Source organism: Thermomonas sp. (assembly GCF_047606765.1).
Taxonomy (GTDB): Bacteria; Pseudomonadota; Gammaproteobacteria; order Xanthomonadales; family Xanthomonadaceae; genus Thermomonas.
The window spans coordinates 1-17592 of sequence record NZ_JASGED010000001.1 but is presented as its reverse complement, the minus strand read 5'-3'; the positions used below and the strand labels follow the sequence as shown (position 1 = coordinate 17592).

Below are 17592 nucleotides of genomic sequence, written 5' to 3'. Positions count from 1 at the left end.
TGCTTGGCTGGTTCGCAGCCGGTGGTGCCGCTGCGCTGGCCGCAGCCTGCGGCGGCGGTGGCGGCAGCAGCTCCAGCAGCGGCGGCTCGACATCCAGCAGCAGCTCCAGCAGTTCAAGCTCCAGCAGCAGTTCCAGTTCCAGCAGTTCCAGCTCCAGCAGCAGTTCCAGCAGCACCACCACGGCCTGCGTGACCGATCCGCAGGAAACCAACGGGCCGTATCCCGCCGACGGCAGCAATTCGATCAACGGCTCGGTGGTCAACGTGCTCAGCAGCAGCGGCATTGTGCGCAGCGACATCCGCAGCAGCTTCGGCATCTCCACCAACACCGCGCCGGGCGTGCCGCTGACGCTGACGATCAAGCTGGCCAACACCAACGCCAGTTGCGCGGGCCTGTCCGGCTACGCGGTGTACCTGTGGCACTGCACCCGCGACGGCCTGTACTCGCTGTATTCCAGCGGCGTGCAGAACGAGAATTACCTGCGCGGCCTGCAGGTCAGCGACAGCAACGGCGAGCTGACCTTCCAGACCATCTATCCCGGCTGCTACTCCGGGCGCTGGCCGCACATCCACTTCGAGGTCTATCCCAGCCTGTCCGTCGCCACCCATCGCAACAATGCGGTGCTGGTCGGGCAGATGGCGATGCCCGAAGGCATCTCGCGCACGGTGTATGCAGGCGGCAGCGGCTACAGCACCAGCACCAGCAACCTCAACCAGATCAGCCTGTCCAGCGACAACGTGTTCGGCGACAACACCGCCGCGCAACTGGCGCAGCAGACGCCATCGCTGACCGGCAGTGTTGCCAACGGCTATACCGGCACCATCCTGGTCGGGCTGGCACGCTGAGGTCGGCACTGCGGCCATGAACGCCACCACCACCCGCCTGCCGCGTCCCGCCATCCCCACCAGGATCGCGGGCGCGGCTGCGGCAACGCGCATGCAGGCGGCACTGGTCGCGCTGCTGGTGCTGGCACTTGCAGCCACGGTCTTTCTGGCCCGCCCACGCGAACCTGCGGGGCTGGTCTGGGACGAGGGCTATTACGTCACATCCACCCAGCGCTATCTGGACGGCCACGCGCAGTTCGCCACCCACCCGCCGTTGGGGCTGATGCTGCTGGCGGCGGGCGAAGCGCTGCTGCAACCCAACCGCGCGCTGGACACCTCGCATCTTGGTGACCACAAGCACGCGCCCGGCGAGGCATTGCCCGCCGGCCATGCCATGACCGGCATGCGGCTGGCGTCCGGCCTTGCCGCAACACTGGCTGCACTGGCGCTGGCGGGGCTGGTGCTGACCGTGACGCGCTCACTTGCCGCTGCGCTGGTGGCGGTCAACCTGTTCGTGTTCGACAACGCCTTCGTCGCGCACCTGCGCGCAGCGCACCTGGAAGCGTTCCAGCTGCTGTTCGCGCTGCTGGCGCTGTGGGCGTTCGCCAGCGCAGTGCGCAGGCCCGCGCGTGCGGGCTGGCGCGAGGCAGCAGTTGGCGCGTTTGGTGCGCTGGCGCTGCTGGTCAAGCTCAATGCGGCGTGGCTGCTGGCACCGGCGGCGGTGCTGGTGCTGCATCGGCTGGTCACCACGCCTGCTTCCCCGATTGGCGCGGCGGCGAAGACCGCCATGCGCATGCTGGCTGCAGGCGTGCTGGCAACGGTGCTGGTGCTGGGCGCGCACGTCGCCATCGGCCATCGCATGCCCGATGCCAACACCATCGCCGGTCGCCAGGACACGGCCTTCATCGAAGGCGCATATCGCGCGTACCTGCAAGGCCAGCGCGGCATCGGCCCTGCGGTGCTGCTGGATGCCGCGCGTGGCTATGCCCGCTTCATGGCCACCGATGTCGATGGCATGGGCTTGCACGATGCCAACGGCTCCACGCCGTGGCAGTGGCTGGCGCAGCGGCGCACGATCAACTATCGCTGGGATTCGGACGGCACCCGCACCGCCTATGTGCAACTGGTGCCCAATCCGCTGGGCTGGCTGCTGGCGCTGCTGGCACCGCTGGCAGTCGCGCTGCTGCTGGCCTTGCGCCTGCGCGCGCCGGCATCCGTGCGTGCCGATGCGCCGCTGGCCTGGATCGCGGCAGCATTGCTGGCCGCATGGGTCGCGTGCTTTGGCCTGCACCTGTGGATCGCATCGCAGCGGGTGATGTACCTGTACCACGCCTTTGGCGGCGTGCTGATCGGGTTCGCACTGGTGCCGATGGCATGGCAGCTTGCCACCGCGCGCTGGCCGGGTTTGCGCACACAGGGCGGCAGGCCGGCAACGGCCTTGCTGGCACTGCACCTGCTGGCCTTCTGGTGGCTGTCGCCGCTGTCGCTGCACAAGCCGCTGACCCATGCCGCCTGCCAGCAGCGCAACTGGCCGCTGCACATCGTGGAGTGCCAGCCATGAAGCGCGCATTGCCCCTGTTGCTGGCGATGGCCCTGTGTGGCGCGGCACATGCGCAGGTGTTCGAGGTTGGCGACGATGGCGTGATGCAGCGCATCGACGCACCCGACGCACGCGGCCCTGCGGGCGCAGATGATGACGGGCCGGCACCGGCAATTCCGGCGCAGTACCGCGACGCACTGCACGCCGCCGCCGCGCGCTACGACATCAGTCCGTGGCTGCTGGATGCGGTGGCGCGCTCGGAATCGGCCTATCACGCCGATGCCGTGTCCGCCGCCGGTGCGATCGGCATCATGCAACTGATGCCCGCAACCGCGCGCGAACTGGGCGTTGATCCGCGCGACCCGGCGCAGAACATCCTTGGCGGTGCCGCCTACCTGCGGCAGATGCTCGACCGCCACGACGGCAATCTCGACCTTGCGCTGGCCGCCTACAACGCCGGCAGCGGCAGCGTCTGGCGGTATGGTGGCGTGCCGCCCTACCGCGAGACCCGCACCTACGTGCAGCGCAACCTGGAACGCCTCGCACGCGGTGCCGACGCCGCACCCACATCCGTCACGTCCACAGGAGGACTTCCATGAGCAGCAGAAAACACCAGCGCGGCAGCCTGTTGATCCTGGCGCGCCGCCACATCCTGCCGTTGCCGGCACTGGCCCTGCTGTCGGCCCCGGCCTACGCCGCCGAGCCCGCAGGCTCCGGCCCCATCCTCAACGCGCTGAACTGGGTACAGGGCACCTTGCTGGGCAATGTCGCCACCGCCGTGGCGGTGATCGCAGTTGCCGTGGTCGGCTTCATGATGCTCAGTGGCCGCATCCACTGGCGCTTCGGCGCAACCGTGATCCTTGGCTGCTTCGTGCTGTTCGGCGCAACCACGATCGTGGCCGGCATCCGCTCGGCGGTGTGAGGCGGTCATGGCCCTGCAACCAGTCCCGGTGTTCCGCGCGCTGGCGCAACCGCAGATGTTCGGCGGCGTGACCTACAGCTATTTCATCGTCAACGGCGTGGTGACGACGGAAGCCTTCCTGATGACGCGCTCGTTCTGGGCGCTGGGCGTGGCGCTACTGGTACACGGCATCGGCTATCTGGCCTGCCTGCGCGAGCCGCGCATCTTCGACCTGTGGTTCGCGCGGGTCAGCCATTGCCCGCGCGTGCGCAACTGGCACCACTGGCGCTGCAACAGCTACGCACCGTGATCGCAGGTCACGGCCCCTTTTCCTGACGGAGCAGGCCCATGCGCAAGCAATCGAACGCCGCCGATGCACGTTCCGCCCGCCTGCTGCGGCGCGAGGCGCGCGCGGGCGACCACCTGCCGTATGCGCGGGTGCTGGGCGACGGCCACAGCGTGCTGCTGCGCGATGGCGCGCTGCTGCAATGCCTGCATTTGCAGGGGGTGTCCTTCGAGACCGCCGACGATGACAGCCTCAATCACCGCCTGCGCATGCGCGACGCGGCGCTGCGCGCAGTCGCCGACGCACGCTACGTGGTGCATCACCACCTGCTGCGGCGGCGGGTGGGCGTGCGCGTGGAGGGCCAGTTCGACGATCCACTCAGCGCCGAACTCGACCGCCGCTGGCAGGACGCACTGGCCGCGCGCCGGCTGTTCGTGAATGACCTGTTCGTCACCGTGCTGCGACGCCCGGCGCGCGGCAAGGCCGGCTGGATCGATCGCCTGATCGGGCGCACCCGGCACGCACTGTCGCAGGCCGACGCCGATGCCGCCCGTGCGCGCGACGTGCGCGAACTCGATGCCATGCGCGAGGCGCTGGCCAACGCGCTGACCGACTATGCCCCCCGCCTGCTCGGCGGCTACGACAGCCCGCACGGACGCTGCTCGGAGCCGCTGGAGTTCCTGTCGGCGCTGTTCAACGGCGAACTGCAGCCGATGCTGGAACCGGCCGGCGATGCCGGCCATCACCTGCCATACCGCCGCATCAGCTTTGGTGGCGATGCGATCGAGCGCCGTGGTGCCGACGGCATCCGCGACTTTTCGGCCATGCTCGGCCTGAAGGAATACCCGCCGCAAGCGATGCCCGGCATGTTCGACGCGCTGCTGCGGCTGCCCTGCGAAATGGTGCTGAGCGAGGGCTTCGCCTTCGTTGATCGCCAGACCGGGATGGAGCGCGTGTCGCTGGCGCAGCGCCAGCAGCGTGCAGCCGACGACGAATCGCAGAGCCTGCGGCAGGGGCTGGCCGAAGCCAAGGACGATCTGGCTGCCGGGCGTTCTGCACTGGGCGAGCACCATCTCTCGCTGCTGGTGCGCGAACAGTCGCTGGAAGCGCTGGATGCCGCGGTGGCCGAATGCGCCGCCGCAATCGCCGACCTTGGCGCGGTGGCAGTGCGCGAGGACTTGGCGCTGGAGCCGACGTTCTGGGCGCAGTTCCCCGGCAACGAAGGCTACGCCGCACGCAAGGCGCTGATCTCCACCGGCGCGTTCGCCGGCTTCGCCTCGCTGCACGGCTTTCCGGAAGGCCGCGCCGAAGGCAACCACTGGGGGCAGGCACTGACCGTGCTGGAAACCAGCGCCTGCACGCCGTATCACTTCAACCTGCATCGCGGCGACCTGGGCCACTTCACCGTGATCGGGCCGTCCGGCTCGGGCAAGACCGTGGCGATGAACTTCATCGCCGCGCAGGCACGCCGCTACAAGCCGCGCACGGTGTTGTTCGACAAGGACCGTGGTTCGGAGATCTTCGTGCGCGCCACCGGCGGGCTGTACGCCACCTTGCGCGCGGGCGAGCCGACCGGCTTCAACCCGCTGCAACTGCCGGACACGCCGGGCAACCGCGCCTTCCTGCGCGAATGGCTGGCGCAGCTGCTGTGCGCGCCGGGCCAGCGGCTGGGCGTGGAGGACGAGGCCATCATCGCGCAGGCGGTCGATGCCAGCTATGCGCAGGCATTCCCGGTGCGCCGGCTGTGCTATTTCCGCGAGCTGCTGGGTGGCCATCGCCGCGCGTCGCCGGACGACCTGGTCGCGCGGCTGGCACCGTGGTGCGGCGACGGCGAGCATGCTTGGCTGTTCGACAACGCCAGCGACCGCATCGACCTGTCGGCGACATCGCTCGGCTTCGACATGACCGAACTGCTGGATGCGCCACGCCTGCGCACGCCGGCGATGCTGTACCTGTTCCATCGCGTCGAGCAGCGCCTGGACGGCCATCCAACCATGATCCTGATCGACGAGGGCTGGAAGGCGCTTGATGACGAGGCCTTCTCGGCGCGCATCCGCGACTGGATGAAGACCCTGCGCAAGCGCAACGCGGTGGTCGGCTTCGGCACCCAGAGCGCACGCGATGCGCTCGACAGCCGCGTCGCCAGCGCGATCATCGAACAGACCGCCACCCAACTGTTCATGCCCAACCCGCGCGCGCAGGCCGAGGACTACTGCGCCGGCTTCGGCCTGAGTGCGCACGAGCTGGAACTGGTGCGCAACCTGCCGGCGCATGCGCATGCCTTCCTGGTCAAGCACGGCAACGACAGCGTGGTGGTGCGGCTGGATCTGTCGGCGATGCCGGACCTGCTGGTGGCGATGTCCGGGCGCGAGAGCAGCGTGCGCCAGCTGGACGAACTGCGTCGCCGCCATGGCGACCATCCGCGCGGCTGGTGGCAGGCACTGACCGGCAGCGCCTGGCCCGCCGCCCAGGCGGATGAAAGCGCTGCCACCGCGCCACGCCTGCAGGTGGTGGGATGAACGCCTGCCCGGTCATTCCCGGCGGCGACGCGGCCAGCCTGTCCGGCACGCTGGCGGCGGTTGACTGCCAGCTCAATGGCGCGGTGGGCGTGGCCTATGCGCGCCTGTTCGGGCAATCGGGCGCATTCGTCACCACCCTGACCGTGGTGCTGACGTTGTACGTGGCATTGCTGGCGCTGGGGCTGGTGAGCGGGCGCACGCGGCTGACCCTGTCCGGGGCGATGCCGCGCGTGTTCGCGCTGGGGCTGGTGCTGACCTTTGCCACTGCGTGGCCGGCCTATCAGGTGGTGGTCAGCGACCTGCTGGCGCGCGGCCCCGACCAGATTGCCTCTGCCCTGCTGGGCGGCGGCGGTAGCGCGACCGCGACCTTCGTGCATCGCCTGGATGGCCTGTTCACCGGTTATGTCGAGCTGGCGCAGGCGCTGCAGGCGCAGGGCCAGCAAGCCAGCGCCAACCTGCAGCTGTCGGCCAAGCTGGCATGGGCCGGTTCGCTGCTGCTGGTGCTGTCCACCGCCGGCCTGCTGGTGATGGCGCGGGTGGTGCTTGCCATCCTGCTGGCACTGGGCCCGGTGTTCATCGTGTTCGCGTTGTTCGGTGGCACCCGTGGCCTGTTCGAGGGTTGGCTGAAGACCGTGGTCGCGTTCGCGCTGGCACCCATGCTGATCGTGCTGGGCGGTGCCGGCCTGGTGGCGATGCTGTCGCCACTGCTGGATGAAGCCATGGCCGACCCGCTGGCAGCGGGCGAAGCGGTGCGCCCGCTTGCCATGCTGTTCGTGGCCGCCGTGATCTACCTGCTGACCCTGCTCGCACTGGCCTGGGCCGCCGCCAGCCTGACCCGCCACTGGCGGCTGGCGTCCACGCGCGATGCCGGCATGCCGCATGCGCCGCACCCGCAACCGGACAGGCCGGCAGCCACCGCACCGGCAACTTCATCCGCACATGATCGCGGCAATGCGGCGGATGGCCGCGACCTGCGCGTCGCATCAATCGGCAACGCGCTGCAACGCGGGCAGGCCGGCAGCGGCGGCTTGCCGCCTGCATCGCAACCCATGCGCACACCCATGTTCCACGCCACCGCCGCGCCCGCCCACGCCCAACGCCGCGCCACCCAGCGCTGGGGGCAACGCGCGACCAGCGGCAGTGGCGGCATCACAGGAGGAGCCAAGCCATGACCCACGCATGCAGGATCCTGTTGCAAGGCGTGTTCCTACAGAGCGTGTTCCTGCTGGGCGCGCTGCACGCCATGCCGGTGCAGGCAGGCGACGAGCGCATCCGCAGCATCGACTACGACCCCGGCAAGGTGGTCCGGATCGACGGCTGCTTCGGCTTCCAGACCATGATCCAGTTCGCGCCCGGCGAGAAGATCGAGAACGTCGGCCTTGGCGATGCCTCGCGCTGGCTGGTGGTACCCAACAAGCGCGCCGACCTGCTGTTCGTGAAGCCGGCCTACGTCAGCAGCCACAGCAACATGACCGTGGCCACCGATCGCCGCCGCTACAATTTCGAACTGGTCGCCGTGGCAAGCGAGGCCTGCCGGCGCGGGCGCGTGCTGTACACGCTGCAATTCCGCTACCCGGCAGAGCCAGAGCCGGAAGCAGGCGTCGCGGCCATCGCCGGCATTGCGGCCACCGAAGCCGAGCCGAAACCGCCGGCACCACGCAACAGCGCCTACACCTTCAGCGGCGCGGCGGGCAACGTGCCGCAGCGCGTGTTCGACGACGGCAGCCGGACGTTCTTCCGCTGGGAGGACGGCAGCGCCACGCCCGCCGTGTTCGCGGTGGGTGCCGACCAGTCGGAAATGGCGGTCGATTTCACCGTCGAGGGTGACTACCTGGTCGTCCCGCGGGTGGCACCGGCCTTCGTGCTGCGCCGTGGCAACGCGGTCGCGGTGCTCTTCAACGATGCCTACCAGATGCCGACGCTGGACGCCGCCTCGCCACAGCCGCGCAGCGCCGGCAAGCGCGCGGGCGACGACGACCGCAGCGTGCGCAAGGCGATCGCCGCCTGGTTCAAGGACCGCGCGGAGGACACGCCATGATCGGCCAACGCACTGCCTCCACCACCGCCGCCGATCCGCGCCTGTCGCTGGATGCCGCCCAGCAGCAGGCATTGGCCCTGCGCGCCCAGCCGGCGGTTGCGCGACCACCGCGCGCCAGCGACAGCATCGGCCTGGCCCTTGGCGTGCTGGGCGCACTCGGACTGGGCGCACTCACCCTGCTTGGCCTGTCCGGGCAGCGCACGCAAGCGGCAACCGCTGCACCGGCAGCGGTCGAAACCGCGGCAATCCCGTCACCGCAGCCGCAACCGGTCATCGCCACGCCCGCACCGCCGGCAGCGCCGGCAACGCCTGTGGCCGTCGCGGCTCCCATCGCCAGGCCCGACCCCAACCAGCCCGATCCCGGCCAGTCGCGCGCGATGCCGCTGGTGATCGACAACAGCGATGCTGCGGCACCGACCGTTGCCGGCGGCAGGCCTGCAAGCCAGAGTGAAACGGACGCGCGCAATGGCCTGAGCGCCGACGAACTATTCGCCATGCGCAGCACCGGCGACGCGCCACCGGTGGCCCACGCCGACATGCTGGGCGACCATCGCAACACGGTGGTGCAAGGCACGATCCTCCCCGCTGTCCTTGAAACCGCCGTCAACTCCGACCTGCCCGGCTACGCCCGCGCGATCATCAGCCGCGACGTGCGCGGCTTCGACGGCAGCAGCGTGCTGATCCCGCGCGGCAGCCGGCTGATCGGCCAGTACAAGAGCGGCCTTGCCGCCGGGCAAAGCCGCGCCTACATCATGTGGACGCGCCTGCTTCGCCCGGACGGCGTATCGGTGCAACTGGGCTCGCCGGCGATGGACACCGGCGGCGAGATCGGCCTGCCCGGCGAGGTCAACCGCCACTTCTGGCAACGCTTCGGTGCGTCGATCCTGCTGTCCGTGGTGTCCGGGCTGGCCAGCGCGACCGGCAGCGATGGTTCCGTGGTGGTCGCCTCCAGTGGCGCGCAAAGCGCAGCCGGCGTGGCGCTGGAAAGCAACGGCAAGATCCCGCCGACCATCCGCATCCCGCTGGGCACGCCGATCCAGGTCTTCGTCGCCCGCGACCTGGCGTTTCCCGGCCAGCCGGTTGCCACTGCCTGCCCGGCAGGCGAACAGTGCGAGGTGCGCAGATGAGCGCCCGCATGTCGGCACCCAACAACGCTGAACCGGGCCTTGGCACAGCCGCGTTCGCACCGGAGCGCAACCTCTACCTGCACAGTTACCTGCAGCCGCTGCGCCACTGGCTGGACGATCCGCAGGTCACCGAAATCCTGATAAACCGGCCCGGCGAAGTCTGGATCGAACGCATCGGCGAGCCCACCATGCGCCGCGAACAGGTAGCCGCCATCGACGATGTCCTGCTGCAACGGCTGGCCACCCAGATTGCACGCGCCAGCCACCAGGGCATCAACCGCGAACAACCCCTGCTGGCGGCCACCCTGCCCGGCGGCGAACGCATCCAGATCGTCGGCCCGCCGGCGACGCGCGCCGGCTGGGCACTGGCGATCCGCCGCCACATCGGCATCGACCTGCGGCTGGATGACTACCGCATCGCCGCCGGTGCCAATGCGTCAGGCGCGGGCTCGGTATTTCCACCCACCCTCGATGGCCTGCGCGCCGCCGTGGCCGCGCGCCGCACCGTGCTGATCTCCGGCGGCACCTCCTCCGGCAAGACCACCCTGCTCAACGCGATGCTGCGCGAAATCCCCGCGCACGAGCGCGTGGTGGCGGTGGAGGACACGCCCGAAATCCGCCTGCACCAGGCCAACAGCCTGGGCCTGGTGGCCGTGCGCGACGAACAGGGCGAGGCGCGCATCGACACCGACGCACTGCTGCGCGCTGCCCTGCGCCTGCGCCCGGACCGGATCGTGCTGGGCGAGTTGCGCGGCGCGGAAGCCGTCACCTTCCTGCGCGCGATCAACACCGGCCATCCCGGCTCGTTCAGCACCATCCACGCCAATACCCCGCAAGGTGCCCTGCAGCAACTCGCATTGATGGTGGTGCAGGCCGGCATCGGCCTCAGCCGCGCCGATGCACTCGCCTATGTCCACGGGCTGGTCGATCTCGTCGTGCAGGTCGGGCGTGTCGATGGCGAGCGGCGGATCATGGCGATCCTGGACGTGCCCGGCAGTTTCGCGGCCTGACCACGGCACGGGCTATGCTTCGGCCCTTGCCCATCCGGAGCCTGCCATGCGCCGCACCCTGCTCGCCGCCGCCCTCGCCTTCGGCATCATCCTGCCCGCCGCCGCACAAGACGCCGCAACCCCGCCCAAGCGCAAGACCGCGCAGGAGATCGTCGATGCCGCACCGGCCAGCGCATGGCGCGACCTGGACCCGGCCAACACCCTGTACATGGAACTGCCCGGCGGGCGCGTCATCATCGAACTGGCACCCGGCTTCGCACCGGAACACGTCGCCAACATCAAGACCATGGCGAAGGGCGGCTTCTGGGACGGCCTGACCATCTATCGCGTGCAGGACAACTTCGTGGTGCAGTTCGGCGATGCCGAAGGCGAGGAAGCCGGCAAGGCCAAGCCCTATCCCGCAGGCACGAAAACCCATCTGCCCGCCGAGTTCACCCGCAGCGCCAAGGGCGTGCGCTTCGACAAACTCCCGGACGTGGATGGCTGGGCACCGGAGGTCGGTTTCGCCGACGGCATGCCCGCCGCGCGCGACCCCAAAACCGGCACGCTGTGGATGACGCACTGCTATGGCATCGTCGGCGCGGGCCGCAACAACGCCCCGGACAGCAGCATCGCCGCCGAGCTCTACGTCGTCATCGGCCAGGCCCCGCGCGCACTGGACCACCAGCTTTCGCTGGTGGGGCGCGTCATCAAGGGCATGGAACTGCTCAGCGTGATGCCGCGCGGCCCCGCCCCGATGGGCTTTTACGAGAAACCCGGACAGCGCGCGCCGATCATTTCGATCAAGCTCGCCAGCGACGTGCCGGAAGTACAACGCACACCGCTGCAACTGCTGCGCACCGACAGCCAGGCCTTCATCGACGCCACCGAGGCACGCCGCAACCGGGTGGATGATTTCTACACCCAACCCGCCGGCCACATCGACCTGTGCAACGTGCCGCTGCCGGTGCGGGAGACGCCGAAGGGTTGAGTCACAGCACTGACCTTATTTCCTGCGCCTGCGGGTTGTCGCGTACGACCGCACCTGCAGCCGCTCGCACCGGCATTCCGCTGGCAGGCACTGGCAGCGAACATGCACACGCACCGCTGAAGCAACCCGGAGCTTCGGGGTAAGATGCCCCGAGGCTGACCGGGGGAGTTGCATGGCGTTTTTCGACCTGTTCAAGCGTACGAAGTCCAGCGCACCCGCGCCGGCAACTGCACGGCCCGCGCCACCCGTCATCGCGGAACGGCCCTTGCCGCCCGTACAAGCCGATACGCCCGCTTCTCCTGCCTCCGAAGCAGCGCTGATCGATCCCGGCGCTGCCGTTGCGGAGGCCGCTGCCGAAGTCCTGCACGATGGCCCGGAACGCCGCGAGCGCATCCGCCGCAACGCGCGCCCCGGCACGCGGGTACTGCTGATCGATGATTCACACACCATCGTCGCCCTGCTCAAGCGCATGCTGCAGCAGAACCAGTACGAGGTGCTGGAAGCCTATGACGCCGAAAGCGGCATCGAAATCGCCCGCCGCGAAGTGCCGGGGCTGATCTTCCTCGACATCGTGCTGCCCGGCATGGACGGCTTCAGCGCCCTGCGCACCCTGCGCCGCGACCCGGTGACCAAGGACATCCCGATCATCATGATAAGCGGCAACGCGCAGGCCACCGAACAGTTCTACGTGCAGCGCATCGGCGCCGACGACTTCATGAAGAAGCCGTTCTCCCGCGCCGAGGTGTTCAGCCGCATCGAACCGCTGCTGGACGAGGACGACATTCCCCGCCACACCGTGCGCAGTCGCGTGCGAACCGAGGCCTGATCGCGCGATGCGACGGCCCGCATGCGCGGGCCGCAACCCGATCCTTATTTCTTCGGCTCCACCACCGGCACCAGCCGCAGGTCCTGGAAGTCGAAGCTGAAATCCGTCAGCGGCGAAACCGGTTCCATCCTTAGTTCGCGGATGTTGCCGTCGTGATCCAGCGTGAAGCTCAGGAAGGCATCTGCATTGAGCGCGCGGTCGCGCCAGCGGACGATGAAGCTGTCGTGCTGCCAGTGTTCGATGTCACCCAGCAGTTCCGCAGTCTTGCCGAACTGCATCTCCAGCCCTTTCGCGCCTTGCCGGATCAGCACGTCGCCGTACCACGGATCACGATAGGTGCCGACGTACTTCGCCAGCGGCAGTGATGGCGTGCTGTTCTTCGCGCGCACGGCGAGGTGTTTCTTCCAGTCTTCGTCGGCACCGCCCTGCGCCTTTGCAAGCGCGGCGGCATAACCCTTCAGCCAGTCATGCCCGCCGGTGCCCAGCATCATGTCCAGTGCCTCAAAGGTGATCGCGTTGAAGGCCACGCCCACTTCCGCACTGGTCAGCACGATCACGCCGATGCGCTTGTCCGGTACCAAAGTCAGGCGCGACACCTGCCCCGGCCAGCCACCGGTATGCCAGACCAGCTTGTTGCCGGCGTAATCGGACAACATCCAGCCCTGCCCGTAGCCGAGGAAATTGGGCGTCGCCGCTGCCAGTTCCGGCACCGATGGCTTGCCGACCGGGATCGGCGTCAGCATCGTCCACATTTCGCGCTGGCGCTGTTCGGAGAACAGGCGCTTGGCACTGTCGCCGCTGCCTGCGTACACACCACCGGCCAGTTGCGCGTTCATCCACTTGGTCAGGTCATGCACGCTGGAATACAGGCCGCCTGCGCCTGACACATTGCGCCAGCTTGTCGTGCCGACCGGGCGCAAATCCTTGAAATCGAACTTGGCATGCCCCGTCGCCACGTTGTCGCCGGGCTTGATGTCATCGCTGTTGTAGCGCGTCTCGCCCATGCCCAGCGGCTGGAACACGCGCGTCTGCAGGAACTGCGCAAACGGCATGCCGGCGGCTTCTTCCACCACCAGCTGCGCCACGCCGAACAAGATGTTGTCGTAGGCGTACTGTTCGCGGAAACCGCCGGTCAGCGGCACATCCTTGAGGCGCTGCGCGACTTCGCGCGTGGAATAGGTGGTGGTCGGCCAGTACAGCAGATCGCCCGCACCCAGGCTCAGACCACTGCGGTGCGCCAGCAGGTCGCGGATGCGCATTTCGCGGGTGACATAGGCATCGCCCATGCGGAACCAAGGCAGATGGTCGATGACGCGGTCGGTGGTCTTCAGCTTGCCGTCGTCCTGCAGGATGTTCAGCGCCGCCGCGGTGAACGCCTTGGTATTGGAAGCGATGGCAAACATGGTGTGCGCATCCACCTTGGCCGGCTTGCCCAGTTCACGCACGCCGTAGCCGCGCTGCATCACCACCTGTCCGTCCTTGACGATGGCCACCGCCACGCCCGGCACGTCGAACTGCTTCTGCACGCGCTCGACGAAGGCATCGAACTGCGCCAGCCGCGCCGCATCCGGCAATTCCGAGGACAGCGGCACCATGGTGTCGTCGATGCGGATCGGCGGCGTCTGCTGCGCCAGCACGGGCGATGCGGCGGCAAGGGTCAGGGCCAGTGCGGCGACCAGCGTGGCGATGCGCATGACGGTGCTTCCTTCCTGTCTAAAGTGCCGAGTATGCCGATGCCGCTGTCATCGCGCGATGCGTCATCGGTCATGCCGGGCTGCGACAATGCGCGCATGTCCAACCCCGCCACCACCCGCGCGCTCTGGCAGATTCACCTGTGCGTGGTGCTGTGGGGTTTCACCGCGATCCTCGGCAAACTTATCTCGCTGCCTGCGCTGCCACTGGTGTGGTGGCGGATGTTGACCGTGGTCGCCGTGCTGGCGCTGCTGCCGCGCGTGTGGCGCGGGCTGCGGGCGATGCCGGCGCGCACGCGCTGGGCCTATGCCGGGATCGGCGCGCTGGTGGCGCTGCACTGGCTGACGTTCTATGGCGCGATCAAGTTGTCCAATGCCTCGGTGGCGGCAACCTGCATCGCCTTCGCCACGCCGGTAACGGCGCTTGTTGAGCCGATGCTGACCGGCCAGCGCTTCCAGCTTCGCAACCTGCTGCTGGGGCTGGTCTCGTTGCCGGGCATCTGGCTGGTGGTCGGCGGCGTTCCGGCGGGCATGCATGCGGGCGTCGCGGTGGGCGTGGCCTCTGCCCTGCTGGTGACCCTGTTCGGCACGCTCAACAAGCGCATGGTCAATGCCGGCGACCCGCTCACCGTCACCGCGCTTGAACTCGGCGCGGGCACGCTGCTGCTGACCTTGCTCGCACCGCTGCTGCCGCTGGTCATTGCCAGCGATGCCTTCTCCGGCCCGTTGCTGGTGTTGCCATCCGCGCAGGACACGCTGTGGCTGCTGGCGCTGTCGCTGGCCTGCACCTTGCTGCCGTTCGCGCTGTGCTTGGTCGCCCTGCGCCATCTGTCCGCGTTCACCGCGCAACTGTCATTGAACCTGGAACCGGTCTATGCAGTCGTGCTGGCAGCAATCCTGCTGGGTGAACAACAGGAACTTAGCGCGCGCTTCTACCTCGGCGTCGCCATCATTCTTGGCGCGGTGTTCGCGCAGGGATTGCTGGCGAGCCGTGACAAACCCGCAGACGCAAGGCAGGCGGGCGTGGACGAAGCCCACCGCATCGCCGACTGACCAATCGGCTACCCTGCACGAATGCAGACCATCGACTTCGAACTGGATCGCGACTTCGTCGAACTCAATCAGTTATTGAAACTGACCGGGCTATGCGACTCCGGCGGTGCCGGCAAACAGCTTGTCGCCAGCGGCGCGGTGCGCGTCGATGGCGCGACGGAACTGCGCAAGACCGCGAAAATCCGCGCCGGGCAGCGTGTCGGCCTGGGCGATGTCGAAATCCGCGTTGTCGGCGTTTGAAACTCAGCCCAGCACGTCCAACGCCGGAGGCGCTGTTTCGGAAGCATGCTCGGGCGCGGCGGCTTCCGGTGGATTTTCCGGCTCCGGTTCCGACGTCTTTTCCGGCGTTTCTTCAGGCGCGTCATCCGATGCTGCAGGCCCGGCAGCGGGTTTGGTAGGGCTTGCCTTCGGCTTCGACACCGGCTTGACCGGCACGGGTTCGGTTTCCGGCGGCAGTTCGAGATCGGGAATCTGCACCACGTTCGGCATCAGGATCGCGCCGTCCAGTTCCGCCATCGGGCTTTCATCGGGGCATTTTTCGTCGGGGAAGCCGAAGCGGCTGCGCAGGTCCAGCCCGCACTGGTTGATCTGGTCGATGTCCGGCTCCTCGCCATCGACCTGCTTCCTGCAGCGCGCCTCGTAGGCAATGCGGAAGGCGTCGCGCCGCTGCACGAAACCCAGCCCGCAACGGCGCGCAAGGCGGATGCGATTGAGGTCATCCTCCACCGCATTGACGCCGGACAGCCCCATGCGATCCAGTTCCTCGCTGGTGAGGATGCGCAGGGTGCGGTTGGGCACCGTGGTCATCAGGTCATAGACCTCGTGCGAGGCACCGTTGCGTTCCAGGTAATTGCGCAGGTCTTCGCTGACCTTGCGCAATTCATCGCCCAGTTCCTTGCGCGAGGTGGCCGACGAACCGATCCGCAACATGCGGTGGATGCCGACCGGCCCCGCGATCACGCGCATGTCGCCTGCGGCCAGCAGCAGCACGCAGGAACTGTGGCAGCGCGAATCGCCGCGCACCCAGATGGTCCAGTCGTTCTCGCCGATGGCGTCACCGGCGCGCATCGCCGCCTCGACGTGACCGCCTGTGGAGTCGATGTCGAGGATGCGCTTGCCGATGCCAAGATCACCCGCCACCCGGCCCAGGCGCTCCACCAGTGCGCCGAAGCTCGCCGTCACCTTGCCCTTGTAGCGAAGCCGCAACAGCCCGACCTCGCGACAAGTCTGCGCGACCTTGACCATGTCCTCGTAAGCCAGCGACAGCACCGGACGGCCATCACCCTGACCATAATCGGGGCTGCAACTCAGCCAGGCATCGCCCGCTTCCAAATGCACCTGTGACCAGTCGATCTCGGCCTGCGGCTTGCGCTGCACCTGCGCCGGAGGCGGCTCTGTTGCGCCCACGCTGGCGCTGGTGACGGGTTCCGGCTGGCGGCTGCAAGCCATCAGGAACAGGCACATCATGAGCAGGAAGGCACGCAGTGGCATTGAATGCGCGGGATGATGGGCGGGCCACCAGTCTAGTGCGCGCGGCGGCAACTGCCACAACCGGCGATGAATCGGCGCGTATTCCACGTCCCAACGCACGCGCCCGCCCGCCAGCCACCGGTAACTGCGATCATGGGCGATGACCACGCCCACCACCTTCGCCGAACTCGCGCTTGAACCGTCCCTGCGAGCAGGACTGGACGCGCTCGACTACACCACGCTCACGCCAATCCAGGCGCAGGCGCTGCCTGCGATCCTCGATGGCCGCGACCTGATCGCGCAGGCACCCACCGGCAGCGGCAAGACCGCCGCCTTCGGGCTGGGCCTGCTGCACGCCATCGATGCCGGCGCAACACGCACGCAGGCGCTGGTGCTGTGCCCCACCCGCGAACTTGCGGATCAGGTGGGCAAGCACCTGCGCAAGCTCGCCACCGGCATCGCCAACCTGAAGCTGTCGGTGCTGTGCGGCGGCATCCCGCTGGCACCGCAACTGGCATCGCTGGCGCACGCGCCGCAGGTCGTCGTCGGCACGCCCGGGCGGGTGCTGGAACTGGCGCAGAAGGATGCACTCGACCTGCGCGGCGTGCGCACGCTGGTGCTGGATGAAGCCGACCGCATGCTCGACATGGGCTTTGACGAACCGATCCGCGCGCTGGTGAAACGCACGCCGAAGGATCGCCAGACGCTGCTGTTCTCGGCCACCTTCCCGGATGCCATCCGCACGCTGGCACAGGCCATGCTGCGCGACCCGCTGGAAGTCAGCGTGGCGGACGGTGCGCAGCCGGGTGGCATCAAGACGCATTTCTTCGAAGCCGATCCCGCCCGCCGCGCGCCGCAACTGGCCGCGCTGCTGCTGCACTACCGCCCGCAGTCCTGCGTGGTGTTCTGCAACATGCGCCGCGATACCGAGGAAGTGGTCGGCTCGCTGGCGCATTACGGCTTCGACGCACTGGCCCTGCACGGCGACATGGAACAGCGTGACCGCGACGAAGTGCTGGTGCGCTTCGCGAACCGCAGCTGCAACGTGCTGGTCGCCAGCGACGTGGCCGCGCGCGGGCTGGACATCGACGACATCGGCGCGGTGGTGAACTACGAACTACCGACGGATGCCGACACCTGGCTGCATCGCATCGGCCGCACCGGACGTGCGGGGCGCAGCGGCCTTGCGCTGAGCCTGGTCGCGCAAAACGAACGCGGGCGCGCCGCCATCATTGAAGAACGCATGCGCGAACCCATCCATTACGAACGCATCACGCCACTGGATGGCAAGCCACGCGAGGTGCCGCAAGCCGCGATGGCAACCCTGCGCATCGACG

At 68.3% G+C, this 17592-nt stretch carries 18 protein-coding genes; 15 read left to right on the top strand and 3 right to left on the bottom strand.

Going from position 1 to position 17592, the window contains the following annotated elements:
* Window positions 1-211 (bottom strand): hypothetical protein (locus QM612_RS00090; RefSeq protein ID WP_415251858.1); only part of this gene is annotated, 211 nt, incomplete at its 3' end.
* On the opposite strand from QM612_RS00090, the gene QM612_RS00085 reads away from it, so the two are divergent.
* The 12 genes from QM612_RS00085 (at window position 189) to QM612_RS00030 (ending at window position 12041) form a co-directional block, all read left to right on the top strand.
* Window positions 189-845, top strand: a complete 657-nt coding sequence (locus QM612_RS00085) for an intradiol ring-cleavage dioxygenase (RefSeq protein ID WP_415251857.1) — start codon at window positions 189-191, stop codon at window positions 843-845. The two genes, QM612_RS00090 and QM612_RS00085, sit on opposite strands and share 23 nt — an antisense overlap.
* Window positions 846-861: 16 nt before the next feature.
* Window positions 862-2385, top strand: a complete 1524-nt coding sequence (locus tag QM612_RS00080; protein WP_415251856.1) for a phospholipid carrier-dependent glycosyltransferase — start codon at window positions 862-864, stop codon at window positions 2383-2385.
* A complete protein-coding gene (locus tag QM612_RS00075) occupies window positions 2382-2963 on the top strand; it encodes a lytic transglycosylase domain-containing protein (protein WP_415251855.1) in 582 nt (193 codons plus the stop codon). Before QM612_RS00080 ends, QM612_RS00075 begins: the two co-directional genes overlap by 4 nt.
* The gene (locus QM612_RS00070; RefSeq protein WP_415251854.1) at window positions 2960-3286 is read left to right on the top strand and encodes a TrbC/VirB2 family protein; all 327 of its coding nucleotides are present in this window, start codon (window positions 2960-2962) and stop codon (window positions 3284-3286) included. Before QM612_RS00075 ends, QM612_RS00070 begins: the two co-directional genes overlap by 4 nt.
* Window positions 3287-3293: 7 nt before the next feature.
* Complete coding sequence (locus QM612_RS00065) at window positions 3294-3575, top strand: type IV secretion system protein VirB3 (protein WP_415251853.1); 282 nt, start codon at window positions 3294-3296, stop codon at window positions 3573-3575.
* A 38-nt stretch (window positions 3576-3613) separates the two neighbouring features.
* Window positions 3614-6070: a VirB4 family type IV secretion/conjugal transfer ATPase gene (locus QM612_RS00060; RefSeq protein ID WP_415251852.1), complete on the top strand. Its 2457-nt coding sequence runs from the start codon at window positions 3614-3616 to the stop codon at window positions 6068-6070.
* Complete coding sequence (locus tag QM612_RS00055) at window positions 6067-7242, top strand: type IV secretion system protein (RefSeq protein ID WP_415251851.1); 1176 nt, start codon at window positions 6067-6069, stop codon at window positions 7240-7242. Before QM612_RS00060 ends, QM612_RS00055 begins: the two co-directional genes overlap by 4 nt.
* Window positions 7239-8108 (top strand): TrbG/VirB9 family P-type conjugative transfer protein, encoded by an 870-nt coding sequence (locus QM612_RS00050; RefSeq protein WP_415251850.1) that lies wholly within the window; start codon window positions 7239-7241, stop codon window positions 8106-8108. The genes QM612_RS00055 and QM612_RS00050 overlap by 4 nt, the downstream gene beginning before the upstream one ends.
* Window positions 8105-9235 (top strand): TrbI/VirB10 family protein, encoded by a 1131-nt coding sequence (locus QM612_RS00045; RefSeq protein WP_415251849.1) that lies wholly within the window; start codon window positions 8105-8107, stop codon window positions 9233-9235. The genes QM612_RS00050 and QM612_RS00045 overlap by 4 nt, the downstream gene beginning before the upstream one ends.
* Window positions 9232-10245 carry an ATPase, T2SS/T4P/T4SS family gene (locus QM612_RS00040; RefSeq protein ID WP_415251848.1) on the top strand — a complete coding sequence of 338 codons (1014 nt, stop codon included), beginning with the start codon at window positions 9232-9234 and terminating at the stop codon, window positions 10243-10245. The genes QM612_RS00045 and QM612_RS00040 overlap by 4 nt, the downstream gene beginning before the upstream one ends.
* Window positions 10246-10291: 46 nt before the next feature.
* Window positions 10292-11215, top strand: coding sequence for a peptidylprolyl isomerase (locus QM612_RS00035; protein WP_415251847.1), 924 nt, complete (start codon window positions 10292-10294; stop codon window positions 11213-11215).
* A gap of 172 nt (window positions 11216-11387) precedes the next feature.
* Window positions 11388-12041 (top strand): response regulator, encoded by a 654-nt coding sequence (locus QM612_RS00030; protein WP_415251846.1) that lies wholly within the window; start codon window positions 11388-11390, stop codon window positions 12039-12041.
* Between the two features lie 44 nt (window positions 12042-12085).
* Here the strand turns inward: QM612_RS00030 and QM612_RS00025 are convergent, their stop codons facing one another.
* Window positions 12086-13636: a serine hydrolase gene (locus QM612_RS00025; RefSeq protein WP_415251859.1), complete on the bottom strand. Its 1551-nt coding sequence runs from the start codon at window positions 13634-13636 to the stop codon at window positions 12086-12088.
* 195 nt (window positions 13637-13831) lie between these two features.
* Here QM612_RS00025 and QM612_RS00020 point away from each other — a divergent pair, with 195 nt between their 5' ends.
* Window positions 13832-14785: a DMT family transporter gene (locus QM612_RS00020; RefSeq protein WP_415251845.1), complete on the top strand. Its 954-nt coding sequence runs from the start codon at window positions 13832-13834 to the stop codon at window positions 14783-14785.
* Between the two features lie 21 nt (window positions 14786-14806).
* The gene (locus tag QM612_RS00015) at window positions 14807-15025 is read left to right on the top strand and encodes an RNA-binding S4 domain-containing protein (RefSeq protein ID WP_415251844.1); all 219 of its coding nucleotides are present in this window, start codon (window positions 14807-14809) and stop codon (window positions 15023-15025) included.
* A gap of 3 nt (window positions 15026-15028) precedes the next feature.
* Here the strand turns inward: QM612_RS00015 and QM612_RS00010 are convergent, their stop codons facing one another.
* The gene (locus tag QM612_RS00010) at window positions 15029-16423 is read right to left on the bottom strand and encodes a hypothetical protein (protein WP_415251843.1); all 1395 of its coding nucleotides are present in this window, start codon (window positions 16421-16423) and stop codon (window positions 15029-15031) included.
* Between QM612_RS00010 and dbpA the strand changes: the two genes are divergently transcribed.
* Window positions 16416-17592, top strand: a 1177-nt coding sequence (gene dbpA, locus QM612_RS00005) for an ATP-dependent RNA helicase DbpA (RefSeq protein ID WP_415251842.1), incomplete at its 3' end; no start/stop codon positions are given. The two genes, QM612_RS00010 and dbpA, sit on opposite strands and share 8 nt — an antisense overlap.